This window comes from Vibrio sp. A2-1 (genome assembly GCF_021728355.1).
Lineage (GTDB): Bacteria > Pseudomonadota > Gammaproteobacteria > Enterobacterales > Vibrionaceae > Vibrio > Vibrio splendidus_K.
This window is the reverse complement of the sequence record NZ_JAKKCO010000003.1, coordinates 273,980-289,701: the sequence shown is the minus strand read 5'-3', so window position 1 is coordinate 289,701 and position 15,722 is coordinate 273,980. Positions and strand designations below refer to the sequence as shown.

At 41.3% G+C, this 15,722-nt stretch carries 6 protein-coding genes; all 6 read left to right on the top strand.

What is annotated here, in order from left to right:
* The first annotated feature begins 269 nt into the window (after positions 1-269).
* The 6 genes from L3V33_RS12630 (at position 270) to L3V33_RS23245 (ending at position 15,708) form a co-directional block, all read left to right on the top strand.
* Positions 270-3,578: an STY4851/ECs_5259 family protein gene (locus tag L3V33_RS12630; protein WP_237290521.1), complete on the top strand. Its 3,309-nt coding sequence runs from the start codon at positions 270-272 to the stop codon at positions 3,576-3,578.
* Positions 3,579-9,902 carry a DEAD/DEAH box helicase gene (locus L3V33_RS12625; RefSeq protein WP_237290520.1) on the top strand — a complete coding sequence of 2,108 codons (6,324 nt, stop codon included), beginning with the start codon at positions 3,579-3,581 and terminating at the stop codon, positions 9,900-9,902.
* Between the two features lie 26 nt (positions 9,903-9,928).
* Complete coding sequence (locus tag L3V33_RS12620) at positions 9,929-11,371, top strand: AAA family ATPase (protein ID WP_237290519.1); 1,443 nt, start codon at positions 9,929-9,931, stop codon at positions 11,369-11,371.
* A gap of 2 nt (positions 11,372-11,373) precedes the next feature.
* Positions 11,374-12,276: a hypothetical protein gene (locus L3V33_RS12615; RefSeq protein WP_108091896.1), complete on the top strand. Its 903-nt coding sequence runs from the start codon at positions 11,374-11,376 to the stop codon at positions 12,274-12,276.
* A gap of 368 nt (positions 12,277-12,644) precedes the next feature.
* On the top strand, positions 12,645-14,168 hold the full coding sequence (locus L3V33_RS12610; RefSeq protein ID WP_219908776.1) for an AAA family ATPase: 1,524 nt from the start codon (positions 12,645-12,647) through the stop codon (positions 14,166-14,168).
* Positions 14,161-15,708, top strand: a complete 1,548-nt coding sequence (locus tag L3V33_RS23245) for a VWA domain-containing protein (protein ID WP_237290518.1) — start codon at positions 14,161-14,163, stop codon at positions 15,706-15,708. Before L3V33_RS12610 ends, L3V33_RS23245 begins: the two co-directional genes overlap by 8 nt.
* The last annotated feature ends 14 nt before the right edge of the window (positions 15,709-15,722 follow it).

Below are 15,722 nucleotides of genomic sequence, written 5' to 3'. Positions count from 1 at the left end.
ATTAAAAATAAAGCCTAGACTCCGTTAGCAACCATCACATTCATGCCTATTGAAATAACTTCTTCTCCCTAAACTTAACCGTAAAAATAATTACACCTTGGTAATTTAACTTCCAAAGTTAAAGTGTGATTACCGACTTATTCCTTGATAAATCAACTTGTTACTAATCGGAATGTTTGTTGCAATGCATTGGCTTGTATAAAAATGGCTAAGTGCGAAGTATTTGGCCAGCTTACAGTTAAGGTTAAGTAAATAAGGTTAGGTTATTAATGGATACTACGTCCCCCAGCGCACTTGAACCTACAAGTGCGATACTCGGCTCTACTTCGGTTAATGGTTGCCTACGAGCCATTTTGACGAAGCGAGAACTATCTCAGCCAACAGGTCAGCCGCTCTTTACCTATCAGCTATCAGAATCCGAATATCATCACTTACGAACCAGTTTAAAAAAACAAAAATTGCCAACAAGGTTGCACGGAGATAGTAGCTGGTGTGCCGCTTTTTGCCTTTTTAGTGCTGAATGGTATCGACGTCAATATCAAGGTGGATGGAGCTGGAGTGGTATATCAAGCAGCTTAGAGTTTGAGTTAGATGCTAACCAACGTAGTAAGGTAATAAAAACAGGTTTTAAATATTGGCAGCGTACGGTTAGCCAATATAACGATGAAAGGCATAGTTTTCTTGGTTCAGTGTTTCGAGAAGGCGGTTTACCCTATGGGCTGCTAGCGAGTGAAGGCGGCCGTTTCCAAACAATCTTTAAACGTATTCTTAGGGTTTTTGACGACGCTCAGGAATTTGGTCAATCGCCTTTTCAGTTAGTGTCGGAGGGCCTTGAACATTTACCTGAGGCATTTAGACAAGAAACGACGGTTGATCTTATCACTAATATGGCGGAGCTATTGCTGCGTTTAACCGATGAATACAACCTGCAACAACAAGAGCGACCAGCCAATCATCTAGACACCCAATTACCCAATTGGAGAGATCTATTTCCAATTCCACTTGATGTAGACACCGGAAGTGAATTTCTCACCGGTTTATTGACTTCAGCCTCCGTTCAGCGAAAAGACAAATCACAACAAACAAAACGAATTATTTGCAGACAAAGGCTTTCGAACAATGATGATTTGGGCTTTGTTGCTCAAATTAAATTGATGAAGGCGATACCTATGCCTTTTAAACGCGAAGCATTGATTAACAGTCGAGTTGAGTTATTTATACAAGAAGGCAATAGAGTAATTGCAGAGCTAGGCATTGGTCATACAACCTTTGAAGGAGAAACGACGAAGGTTATTTTACGAACCCCTGCTTGTGAATTTCGTCGCCAAGCCACAGAGCAAGATCTGTACTTAGTCGTATTGCAAGCCGGTGTTGAGCTTCATCGTGAAGAAATCGCTAATTCTGATCTCGCTATTAATGAGATGCCCATTGTGCTTAAGTCAGACGGTGAACATGATTGGGTCGTTGGACAAGGAAGTGTAAATGTTAAAGCAGATCAACTGAAGGCTATCTTATCAAAAAGTTCGACGTACACTGCCGAGTTTCCAGAATTGTGCACATCAGTAACGACAGAATACTGCCAGTTTGTCCACTTTAGTGGGGAAATTAAGGTTGATTATTATACTGAAGATGATGAGCGTGATACTTATGTAATATCAACGCGACAGTCTGCAGTGTTAGCAGAGCAAGTGAGCGTTCGAGGTGTCAAATTACAATATTACTCAAGTACTGGACAACCTATCTATCTGGGGTTGCCAACCATTACCAGCCAAGAAGCGCATACAGAATTATGGTTAGGTAATAAACCACTAGGAGAAACGCATCAAGCTGGCTTGTTTGGTATCCAATCAGTACGTTTAAAGGCAAGTGGTAATCGAACAATGCTTCGTAAACGCCTCGCTATTCTTCCGCAATCATTCGGCATTGAACTTAAGCCGTCTAAGCAGGCTAATAGTGGTTTTGTCGAACTTCATTGTGAAAGGAACTTATTTGTATCCATAGAAGGCGAACAGGTCTCCTATAAACAAACCAATATAGAAGGTGGCAAGAGAATAACGGTGACAGCTGAAGGGTCACCCCCAGCGGATATTATTCTCTCTATCAGTGCTAACTTGATGGCTGACCCGATAAAAGTACGGGTACCTTTTCCAGCCTCAGGAGCGTTAACCTTTGACAAACATGGTAACGGTCTAGCCAATCGTATCACCATCGATGATTTATTAGGTGCACGTATTCAGTTTTTCCCGCGTGTAGATGTAGCGGCAAGTTACCATATTGAATTGAAAGGGCCGACGAGGTCTCGTGATGCGTCTTATTATTGGGAGTACAAGGTTGCAGATAAGGTGCTAGAGGTCAGCTTATATGAGTTTCGCCATCGAATTCGCGAACTATTGGCAGCATCTGGTGAACTTGATGATGAAATCCGAATGGTTATTGGAGGGTCGGGTTGTAGAGAGCAACAAACTATCATTGGGCGATATGCCACAGAAGCTCAACAGCTAAATGACACTGTGAGCTTTAATGTAAAACTGGAAAAAGAGCTCATTATTAAGCCAGAATTGATTAATTTGGCTGACCCAGCAGAAAAACCGCACGCCCTTCAACAAAGATATTCCAATGGCGTAGCGACAGGCGTATTCGAGCTAAATACAAAATTATCTCAGCCAGCGTTAATCGTTCCTTCAAACAAGACTCAGTTGGCTTTTCGCGCGAAGTTTATTCCAAGTCGTGAGCCTATTGAACATTCTAGTGATGTTAAAACTTTAAATAAGGCGGTTGCGTTATTTCATCCAGTAACTAATCCAAACGCGATAGCCGATGTGCTCCCAATGTTAGCGAATGACTTTAATCACAGTAGCTGGCGATTTATCAACGATTTGTTTGCTAATTACTCGCACCTTCCAATGGCGACCTTTGAAGTGTGGAAAGCAATAGTGACGAATACTACTTGCTTATCGGCTCTTGCGTTTAAAGCCGATAACCCCGCTCAGTTAATGGAACGTTTGAAAGTTGAATTCAATGTTATTTGGGAGCTTATACCGCTGAGTATTTGGCGGTCACATACTGTTAAGTATCGCAAGATGTTGCTAGATATAGGGCTGCCTGAAAAAGTGGTGGATAACAAAGTTAAGAGCAAGCTAGAAACTCTTTCTGAATTTACCCCATTGTTTGAAAAGCAGTGCCGAGCACTAATTGACGATCAATTTACTCAGCAAACAACTAATTTATCAGTTGTGTTTCAATACTTTTTACCACAATGGAGCCAAGACTTGATGCGAGTTCACTTGTCTGACCGTGAATGGCCTAAAGCATTTGGCTATGACTTAGAAACATGGTGCCAGAAACATTGCGAATCGCTTATTCATTTTGAAGTAAACCGAAGTTCACACAAAAGTGTGCTTTATTTCCCTATTTTTGCCGCTGCAGTGGCGTGTGGAAAAGTGCAACTGGAAGAATTGTCACCGTCACTTTATCCCATAGATTATTTCCATCTACGACAGATTGTCGAGTTTGACCGTCATTGGTTTAACCCCGTATTTCAGAGTGCATTGTGCGTATTTTCCCAAGAGGAAGCTTAAATGAAGCAATATTTTTCCACGCTAAAACAACAAGCTAATAGCCGAGCAAAAGAGTCAACTTTAAGTATTTTGGGTATCAATAACCCGGCGCTTAGAAACCATTTAAGCGAGAGAATGGAAACGGATGAAAAATTTGTTCACGGCCCGGTGTTTGAGCAAATGTTCTCTTGGGAAGCAGACGAAATAACGATAGAAGACCTTTCTAACCCCGATTATAACAACCTACTCAGCCCAGAGCTACTAGACGCGCTAGATGTCGCACCGCATAAAGAGGGGTGTAAAAAAGACAGTAGCTGCAAGTGTAAGTATGTTCTGAATCGAGAGATAAAGCCGTACAAACATCAACTAGAAGCATGGAGAGGTTTGCTTGACCCTCGCCCCCAATCCCAAATTATCACCAGTGGTACAGGTTCGGGTAAAACAGAGTGTTTCATGGTACCAGTTCTCGAAGATTTGTATCGAGAAACACAACAGACCAACAGTTCGCTAACCGGGGTGAGAGCGCTATTTTTGTATCCTTTGAATGCGTTAATAAACTCGCAGAAAGAACGACTGAATGCTTGGACGACACACTTTAACGGTGATATTCGTTTTTGTCTGTATAACGGTAATACGCCTAATGACCTTAAAGCTCAAGATAGGCAAAGGCAAAAAAATCAGCCTCAGGAAGTGCTTTCGAGAAAGTTGATGCGAGACAACCCGGCTCCTATTTTGGTCACCAACGGAACCATGTTGGAGTATATGTTGGTGAGGCAAGCAGATGCTCCCATTATCCGGCAATCGCAGGGCAAGCTGCGTTGGATCGTATTAGATGAAGCGCATACATATATTGGTTCCCAAGCCGCTGAACTTGCTTTGCAGCTAAGACGTGTGATGCAAGCTTTTGATGTTAAGCCAAAGGATATTCGATTTATTGCTACGTCCGCAACAATTGCGGGCGCTGAAGCAGAAACGAAACTTAAACAATACCTCGCTAGGCTAGCTAATGTCGGTGTAGAGCAGGTAGCCGTCATTGGGGGGAGACGCGTTGTTCCAGGCTTACCCAAAGTAACACCAGCAAACTTAACCATCAGTGAAATAGAAGCGATAGATCCAGAAGGTGAACAACCTAAAGAGAAGAAGCTAAGTCAAAACTCGGAAGTATCAGAGCGTCGATACTTTGCTTTAGCGAGTTCCAAACTAGCCGTTAGAATACGAGAGTTGTTAGCTGGCGACAATATAGGTCCGGTACATTACGCTGAATTGCTTGATAAATTACAACCTTATGATTTAAACGAAGCAGAATTATGCCGATGGCTAGATATCTGTACCGGAACCAAGCAGTTTCATAGCAGTGAGGCATTTTTAAAGCTTAGAGCTCACTATTTTCAGCGCACATTGCATGGTTTGTGGTGCTGTATTGACCCAAACTGTGAGAATAAGAAAGAGTCTAAACTGAATGGCGCATGGCCATTTGGTCTTGTTTATAGTGAACATCGTCAGAAATGTCATTGTGGGTCTGCAGTACTTGAATTGACATTTTGCAATGATTGTAATGAACCACACCTATTAGCCATAGACCAAGATGGTCAGTTGCAACAATGTACCGGGAAAATAAGCGATGAATTTTCGCTACTTGATGAAGAAGAAAAAGAGGTAGATGAGGAGCGCTCAGATCAGTTTTCCAAAAAGACAACGGCAAGTGATACTCAAGTCGTTATTGGCTCAAAGCAGAATGATGATTACCTACTAACAGGCTTTGATAATGCAGGTCGTGAAGAGTTTTTGGATAATAGTTCAATTCACTTATCGAAGTCGATGAATGAATCACAACAATGTTGCGAATGTGGTTACTCAGGTAGAGGTCAGTACAGTAAAGCGTTACGAAGAGGGTTGTTGGGTGCACCATTTTATACAGCAAATGCGGTACCAACAGTATTAGAATACTGTCCGGATATTGAAGTCGATAAAGAATCCAAAATAGGTCCGAATTCTGTTCCGGGTCGAGGGCGTCGGTTAATTACTTTTACCGATAGCCGACAAGGAACGGCAAAAATGTCCATTCGAATGCAGCAAGAAGCAGAGCGCTCTCGATTGCGAGGTTTAGTATTTAAGGAGCTTCGCAGGCATGTTGAAGAGAAAGTCGTTATAGATGAGGCGTTACTCGACAGCGTAAAGGACTACTTGAGTATGCCTATCGACAAATTACGAGTCATGTTGCCATCCATCGAACAATCCATGCCTGAAGATGCAAAGGCGCTAAAAGAATATATTGATGTTGTCAGTAGTTCGGTTGCCATACCTTTGCCTCAAACGATCCCTTGGTCTGAATTGGCAGCTGTTATTAAGCAAGATAACGATCTAAAAGAGTCGATGTTAAAAGAGAACAAGCGGCTATCGCCAGAAATTTTCGATGACTCGACAGGACCTTTACGACTCACTCAAATGCTATTGACGAGAGAGTTTGCGAGACGGCCAAAAAATAGAAACAGTCTCGAGACTCAGGGGTTGGTCAAAATAGTCTACCCAGGATTGGATAAAATCGATGTTGTCCCGGAGCTTTGGGAGAATTACGGCCTAACGGTAAAAGATTGGCGTGATTACCTTAAAGTTTGTTTGGATTTTTTTGTCCGTGAAAACTCTTATATAACCATTGATCGTGAATGGATTCGTTGGATCGGTATGCACTTTTCACCTAAAACATTATTAGGGCCAGATGCTAGTGATGTCGATGAAAACAGAGCGAAGAGTTGGCCGTTAGTGCGAAAAGGCAGTAAACGTCAACAACGTATAATCACTCTGCTCACTGTTGCCACAGGAATTGATATTACGAGTACATTAGGGGAAGACACGGTTAATGGTTGGTTGATTTCTGCATGGAATGCATTAACTGGATCAAAAATTTTACAAGATTCAACAGCAGACAAACAATATAGTTTGAACCTGACTAATGTCAGCTTTTCTTTGATGAATTCGGCTTATATATGCCCGATTACGAACAAGCTGTTGGACACTACGTTTAAAGGGATCACTCCTTATATTCCGTTTAAAGGCCAGTTAGATAGCAACCTATGTGAAAAAGTGAAACTTCCCGCAGTATGGGCTTTTGAAGGAAGTGACGACTTCTTACTTTCATTGATTCTAACGCGCAAGGATATTGAAAAATCATCGGAAGTGAGATCACTTAGAGAGCAGAATTTGTGGACGGACATTAATGACCGAACAGTAGAGGGTGGTTTTTACTATGCTTCAGCAGAACACTCTGCGCAACAATCCGCTGAGCGACTTAAAACCTATGAGGATGAGTTTAAAGTTGGCAGGAAAAATGTCCTCAATTGCTCAACAACAATGGAAATGGGCGTTGACATCGGAGGTATTACAGCGGTAGTGATGAACAATGTGCCGCCACACCCTGCGAACTATCTTCAGCGAGCAGGTCGCGCTGGTCGATCTAAAGAATCTAGAGCGATAAGTTATACGCTGTGTAAAAGTAACCCGCATGATACGTTGGTTTTTAATAACCCGAAATGGCCATTTACTACCGTTATACCAGCTCCTCATGTTGAATTTTCGTCTGAGAAATTGGTGCAGCGCCATGTGAATTCATTTTTGATGGGACGCTTCTTAATTGAAGAGGTTGGATTAACGAATAAAGAGAAATTTAACTTAGATCTTGAGTGGTTTAATGCGAAGCTTAACGGTGAAAAATCTATAGCAGAACGTTATATTAATTGGCTAAAAACGTGTGATAAGAGATTTGAATCAGCTTTATCTACTTTAATTGAAGGTACTGAGTTGAAAAAAATTCCTTTGACACAAATCTGTAAGCGCTCGGCAAAGAAAATAGAGGAAATAACCACGCGTTGGCTAAAAGAGTATCAATACATAGAAAATGAATTGGTCGGTGTTGATCCAGATGGACCTTACGCTTTTAAGCTAAATAGTGAAAAGTCCCGTTTATGTAGAGAGTACTTACTACGGGATTTAGCGACAAGGGCGTTTTTGCCTGGATATGGATTCCCTACTGATGTCGTAAACTTGGATACCGATAATATCGTCGATTTTAGAAGGCAGCTTCAATTTAGGAATCTAAGCAAACTTGATCGAGAGGATAATGTTTCTATCAATCGAGGGTTACCAAGCCGAAATCTAGCTGTTGCAATTCGAGAATATGCCCCAGGTTCAGAAATAGTTCTTGATGGGCGAGTACATCGGGCGGCAGGCATTTCTCTTAACTGGCAGAAAATTCACGTTGATGGCGCGAAGGATTCACAGAAATTTGACTTAGCTTGGCGTTGTCCTGGTTGTGGCCAGACAGGTTACGAAACGGATCTGGAAATACAATCTGATTCAAATTCTCTCGTGTGTACCAATATCGCTTGTGGACAAAGTATCCCTGATAATACTGACTGTAGAAAAAAAGTGATTCAACCTACAGGTTTTGTCACTGATTATTATCGAGAGCCAACAAATAATATTTCGAATAATAATTATGTTCCAGTACAACCTTCTTGGGTTATTGCATCCGGTACAGCGACACCATTACCCATGCCTGCACTTGGTTATATGGTGGCGGATACTAATGGAAAGGTCTTCCATCATAGTTCTGGGTTGTCCGGTAAAGGATACGCGTTATGTATGGCTTGTGGCCGCGCAGAGTCGATGACAGCGAAAGGTGAGTTGCCAAATGCGCTTAACTTTGAAAAAACACATAAGCCCCCGCGTCCTAGTAAGTTCGATAAAGATGAAGTAGGTCGACACGCTGATTGTGATGGGTCAGCCAAGATAATGTCTTCAATTCATTTAGGTATTAACTCTCGAACCGATGTATTTGAGCTGGTGGTTAAAAACCCCAAAACGGGTGAATATATACCTGATAATGAGCAGGGTCGGAAAGTAGCGACTACATTAGCTGTGGCATTACGAAAGTGTTTAATCGAGCAACTTGGAGTGTCTACAAATGAGGTCCAGTATAGCGTTAGGCCAACAGTTATTGGTGAGAATCAACACGCATTAGTGCTACAACTGTTCGACAGCGTGGGCGGCGGTGCCGGATTTTCGACTTCCGCGCCATTTCATATCTCTAAGATATTAAATGGATTAGTTGGAAAACTTGATTGTAGGAAGCATTGTGACGCGTTTTGTCCTGAATGTCTTTTAGAGTCGGATTCGAGACACGATACCGATAAACTCGATCGCATGTTAGCAATAGAATGGTTAGGAGATGATTTTAAGCACTACGTATCACTTGCTACTAAGCACCAAAACCTTATCAATGATGGAAAATACTGCCCTCAAACTATTGAGGCGCAACTAACCGATTTACTCAATGAGAAAGTATCGGAATGTTTGTTTGTTCTTTCTTCTGAAGTCGAAAGTTGGGATACATCTCTTGTCTTGATGAAATCGAAATTGCATGAACTATTGGCGAAGAATATAGCTGTTTCAATAGTCGTCCCGAAAGTTGATTTTCCTGAAGAAATTCTGAGTTTTTTAAGGGAAATACAAAAAATCGGGGTTCAACTTAGATATGGAAAAGAATGTGGGGCGATTGTTTTTCAAGGCTTAACTGGTAGCGGTTGGTTAACACTGGCTAACCTTGATATTAAAGCAACCACCCCTGGAGAGTATTGGCTTACAGCGGAAGATATTTCCATTATTTCTTATAGTGAACCAGAAATAGCGACAACTCCTTTCGAATTAGACTCCATGGAGCCAACTCACTTGTTAGGAGCTGTTCATGTTGATCTCACGACTGAATTAAATGGACCGCTATCAAACTTCGGTAGTGGCTTTATTAAGCTATTGAAAAGTAAAGACGAGCGATTAGCAAAGCTGCTTAAAGAAGGTGAGTTGAAAAGTGTTTCATATTCGGATAGGTATCTCCAAAGTCCCGTTTCTTTGTTGTTGTTAGCAGAGGTTCTCAAAGTACTAGGAGAAACATCGGATTGCCAAATAGAAGTCAACAGCTGCTTTGATGAACAAAATAGAAATCCATTTGCTGTTAATCATGATTGGAACGATCGCTACGATTATGACGCTATATTTAATGCGTGGTTGACTCATATGGCCGGCAAAAAAGTAAATACCAACATAATTGATAACAAACGAGAAGTACCGCACCGAAGAGCAATACAATTGCATTTTTCTACTGGTGATATCGTTGAAGTAACTCTAGATCAAGGCTTTGGATATTGGCGTTTAGATCTCGCTGGCGGGATGCATCGATTTGATTTCATGAGAGATACACACGATCAGATAAAGAGGCTAATTGAGGTTTATAAATTGGCGAAGGTGTCTAATAGTGCCAACTGGTCTACTTGGATAGCAGTTAACGTGTTGTAAGCATTTCAAATGTTAAAAGGTAAAATATGAAAATAACGTCACTGACTGTTGGTGGGTTTAAGGGAATAAAGACAAAGGCTGTCATTCCGCTGGCACCGATCACGCTTTTTTTTGGTGCGAACAGTACGGGTAAAAGTACTGTTCTGCATGCATTATTATATTTGTACGAAGTAGTCGCGAAGCGGAACTTTGATGCACAATATAGCTCAATAGCGGGCGAAGCCCTCTATTTTGGTGGATTTCAAAACCTAGTTCATGGCAAAGACTTAAATGGCACTATCACTATAGGTGCCACTCTTGATTTTAGGGATGGTGCAACGGATATTTGGGATGAGTATTTGTCCGATTCTGAGCGTTGGTTACTCGAATCTTATTTAGGCTTTACTCCTGATTCAGAAGCGGATGAATTTAATTTCGAATTAGATATTAGATGGGATCACCTTAAGCAGAAGACATTCGTCAGCCGTTATGAATGTAACAGTAAAGGAAATGAGTTGTGTCGCATAGAATCGCAACCAGGTAAACAACAAAGTAGCATCACTCATTATCAACCGTTACCTCATTGGCAAGTAGATGAATCGTTCTCATTAAACAACTTATTTGATTCGGGAGAATGGGAAGAAATGTTCCTGAAAGGTCAGGATGCATTACCTAATATCTATACTCGTCTAGATCTATCTAATGCTCCATTCTCTTGGAATAATGTGTTTCCTGATCATCCTTTAGCTGCAAAGTTATTTGCAGAAGCGACATCTTCTCAAGCGATATTAGCGCCCATGAAATTGTTGGTGAAAAAGTTAGAAGACTTCATTCATATCGGGCCACTACGTGTTGTGCCAAATCGTTCGATGGTGTTAAACAATAAAACCAGTCCACAGCGTTGGTATGATGGGACTGCTGGTTGGGAGACGTTCGCTTACTCGAATGAAAGGGTAAAAAACAAAACTAATGAAAAGTTCGTCGGTAGCCAGTTCTTCGGCACTAATTACTGTTTTGAGTCTCCAGCTTACGGCGAAGCAAGTTTGAGTGAAAAATCAATCATGCTTAAGGACTCTCATACTGATATCCCTTTATTGCCGTCAAGCGTCGGTGTTGGTATATCACAAGTATTCCCATTCGTTGTTGCCACATCACTTGAACAAGACCTTATCGTTTCGTGTGAGCAACCTGAACTACATACCCACCCCAAATGGCAGTTAGCTTTAGGGGATATGATGATCGAAGCAGTTAAGAACAACCCAGATAAAATGTTTCTCATCGAGACTCATAGTGAGCACTTGATGTTACGTCTTTTAAGAAGAACGATTGATGAAGGGACGCTTTCAATAACGCCTGATGAGATTAGTGTTATTAATGTGTTTAAAAACGACGATGAAATTCATTATCAACGCCAGCGTATTACAGACAGTGGGGATTTCGAACTTGACTGGCCGGAAGGTTTCTTTGAAGAGCGCTACGGGGAGGTGTAAGAATGATTAGAGAATATGCCGTGGACCCTGATGCCTACACAAGAAACTTAGATGCTTTACAGCGTTTCTTTACAGACTTTAGAGCAGAAAAAGGGCGAGTTGTTACCGCTATCCCAAATTTGCAGCGTAACTGGGTAAGGGCGCAACAAGATAGTATTAGAGCTATGCAGTTACCCCCAGTACAACGTAGAAAGTGTTTTGACAAAATTTCTGAATTGGCAAGCAGCTCATTGATGCCAGGTATACAAATACCAGCAAACCTAAATTTATGGATAGAACAGGCAAGACATGTAAAAGGGGAGTTGGGTACAGAGGCCATCATTACATGCAATACCGACGAACCAAACGGTGAATTTGATTACGCTGAGTTGATGTTTAACGAGCCGAAAAATTGGAATGTCGGCCAAACTATTAGCGTACCGAGAAATGCACAATCGCTAGCAGACGCACTTTCAGTGTCGCTTTCATTAGCTGAAGTCGCTATGTTTATTGACCCATATTTTCACCCCTCAGATGATAGATACAGGCTACCCTTTATTGAGTTTGTTAACCGCCTTTCTGCGGGCCGCCGGCCATGTCGAAGAGCGTTGGTGTATACAGCAATCCATGAAGGAAAGACGAGAGCGGATTTGCAAAGAGGCTTAACTGAACATGTGCAACCTCTATTGCCTGCTGGGTTTGAAGTGGAGTTATCTCTCTGGCCGCCGAATCAAATGCATGACCGATTTGTGTTAACTAAACAAGTAGGGTATTCATTTGGGCATGGTTTGGATGAAGCTACTTATCAAGGGGCCATTGATGTCAATGTTAATAGGGTGGCAGAAACGGCCCGCCAGTCTGAGTATCGAAAGTTTTCAAATACAGCCGTGCGTCAAGGTGACCCAATAATTGTAGTTGGCTCATAGCTCACTAGTAGATTAACTCCTCAGCCGTTAGGTACTTGTACTTGGCGGCTTTTTTATACCCAAAATAAATCAATGATTCGGTAATTATTTTTACGAATTATAAATTTATTTACTACAAAGATTTGTGATTTTCCACTTAGATTCAATGAAATCAAAGTGTTAGCGTTGGCATGTTTGTTGATGCCATTATAGTTGTACGTCATTGAAGGCGGGAGCGAGAAAAGAACAATAACAACTCAATGCTTTGCTCGTCGGGTACACAGAAATGCTCGTTAAGAACACGAATAAGAAGAACTACGAATGTGATTTTCTGAATGAGAAATTATGCGTTTCTCTTGGCATGAAAACTAAATTAGAAGGAGTCAGTTATGACAACGTTGGTAAGTGCAGTTAATCCAAATAGAAAAGAAAAAATACAAACACTAATGGCTCAAATGAATAGCGGTTTATTAGAAAGAGAGCATCAAGTAAAGCTCATGATGCTTGCTGCTTTATCAGGGGAGCATGTATTGCTGATAGGGCCTCCCGGTACGGCAAAGAGTGAATTAGCGAAACGCCTTAAGAGTGCGTTTGTTGAAGCTAATTACTTCGAGCGTCTAGTGACACGTTTTTCTGTACCTGAAGAGTTATTTGGCCCCCTTTCGATTAAATCGTTAGAAGAAGACCGATACAACAGGTTAACTAGTGGATATTTACCAGAAGCATCCGTTGCGTTTATTGATGAAATATTCAAAGCCAATAGTGCGATATTAAATAGTCTTTTGACTTTGCTGAATGAACGCCAGTTCGACAATGGAAATCGAAGAGTTGATGTTCCCTTAGTCTCTGTAGTTGCAGCGAGTAATGAACTACCTGATGGTCAGGAACTAAGTGCACTATACGATAGATTTATTCTGCGCTCTTACGTGTCACCTGTTTCTAATGGTTCATTTGACAAACTATTGTGCGGTGCATTAGTGGATTTTGATCCAGAACTCAATATCCGTTTGAAAATAGAAGATTTAAATGAGGTACAGCATCTCGCCGAGAAAGTAGTTATAACTCCTGCGACATTAGAAGCTTGCAAAGAGTTTCGACATTACTTAACCGCACAAGAGATTTACGTATCTGATCGTCGTTGGCGTAAATTGGTGAAGTTGATGAAAGTATCAGCTTTAACCTCCGGTTATAACGAAACAAGTATCTACGACGCGTGGATTCTTCCTCATTGCTTATGGGAACAACCTGAACAGTTTGAAGGTCTTCAGGACCTTTATAAACGCTTGGTGACAGTTGATGGAAAAGAACCGCCTTCACGACTAATAAAAGTGATAAAGGCTTGGGAAGGTAAGCTTAAAGAAGATCAAAAAACGCATAAACAAGATGCGAAAGGTCGCCCCTTATACCTCGACAGAGATGGAGAAGAAACAACGAAAGAGGTGAGTAAATATCATAAAAAAGATTATCGCGGTAAGTTACTTTATACAGATCGTTACGGAGATGAGACAACAGAACAAAATCGACATTACTCTGGCTCACAGAAGAATGAGCCAATCATGGAGGCGGTCAAAAATACTTCAATACCCCTGAATAGCTCTTTTTCCAAAGCTCATATTGAAGGGCGAGTTAGAGAAATCCAAAGTCTAAGAAGTAGTGTAGAATCCAATTACAATCATGTGAACAAAGAGCTATCAGAAGTCTCTGGCTACTTTGATAAACACCTCTGGCTAGAAAAAAGCTTATTGTCTGAAGTTACGAATGCTCTTCAAGCGTCTATAAAAGAGGGTGATAAATTACTTAAAAGGGTTGCTTCGTTGGAATCAGATTTTAAAAACCTTCCTCTAGAAGAATCCCCAACTTTAATTCTAGATCCAAGTAATAGTGACGTAATCGAAGGAGAACTGTGTGATTAGCGAGTCATATCAGGTTCAATCTCCGTTATTCAACTTGGATAGTCAATTTACATGCCTCGATAACGTGCCGGAGAAGTTTCTTCCCGCTGTAATTACAAGTACTAATGGTGAATTAGTAGAACGGTGCGAGTCCCTAGTTAATTCCAGAAATGAACTTCTTGTGGGGGGGAGTCCGACTAGTTTAAATCCCTTAGCCCCTCAGTCACTGACAGATGCAATCAGTAAAGTGATAGAAGAAACTGGATTAAGTCGATACTGCTTACAGAGTGAAGAGGTCACAGATGCGCTGCTTTCTGACATTCTAACTACGATAGATAAGCTTCAATCTAAAGCATCGCCGTTAGTTACTGGTCTGATTAAGCAGTTGGAAGAAGAAGCGTTAAATCAAATCAAGCAAGCTTTAGAGAAGAAAAAGAACAAGCGCAAGCAAGCTAAACCTCTTTCTCTAACCAACGCACAGCGAGCAAGAATTGCCGCAACTGCTTCAGAAGAAATCTGGCAGCAGTTGCTATCTAGTGAGGAAGGTATCGGGATCTTGCCTGATGTATGGCAAGAAAGACTGGCGGTATGGTCTGAGCTAGAAGAAGTATTTACGGAGCTAGTTTTAATTACAGGGTTAGGTTTTGACTTATCAAAAGGCGTTTTCCAAAGCCATGGTTGGCTCGATATTGTTCGGTTGAACAAGCTTGTAAAAAAACTTCCCAAGTTGCAAAGCTTGATTCGAGACTTAGGGCGTGATGAGCAAGCAGATGGCTCAGTTCTTGAAGAAATAGTGATCAAAATGAGTGTTGCTACTAGACATGAGAAGCATGTAGTAACACCTCTCGTCCCTATGGAAACTAAAGGCATTACTCGATCAGATTCGATCTCTAGAATGTTGCCCCAAGAAGCTTCACTGTTAACTAATCCTATACTCAAAAAACTCTGGCATGCCAAGCGCGCTGAGCATGCTTTACTTTCTTACTCAGTGGAAGGGACTGAGAACCTGGAAACAGAAGAGTTAATAGAGCAAGAGAGTATAAGTGAAAAGCAGGGCAATAAAAGTAATAAGAACCGAGGTCCGATGGTGATCTGCTTGGATACATCGGGCTCTATGGCTGGGTTGCCAGAAAATATTGCCAAAGCCAGTGTTTTGGAATGTCTAAAGGTCGCATATAAGGAAAAGCGTCGCTGCTACGTTTATTTGTTTGGTAGCAAGGGAGAAGTCAGTGAGCTTGACCTAACATTGGATGCTTCAGACTTTAATGTCTTACTTAACTTTTTGACGATGTCTTTTAATGGTGGCACTGATGTCGACGAGCCTCTTAATAAAGCTCTGCAAAAATGCGATTCAGAAGAGTGGTACAAAGCTGATATCTTGTTGGTGAGCGATGGTGAATTTCCTGTGTCTTCGGGATTAAGTAGAAAAATTAGCAACCGAAGGAAAAATCATGGGTTACAGGTTCACGGTATTCAAATAGGTAACTCTCACTACACATCAATGAACAAAATTTGTGAACCCATTCATTACTTTTCAGAGTGGACTGACTTAAGACGTTAGTAAAAATTAAGGAT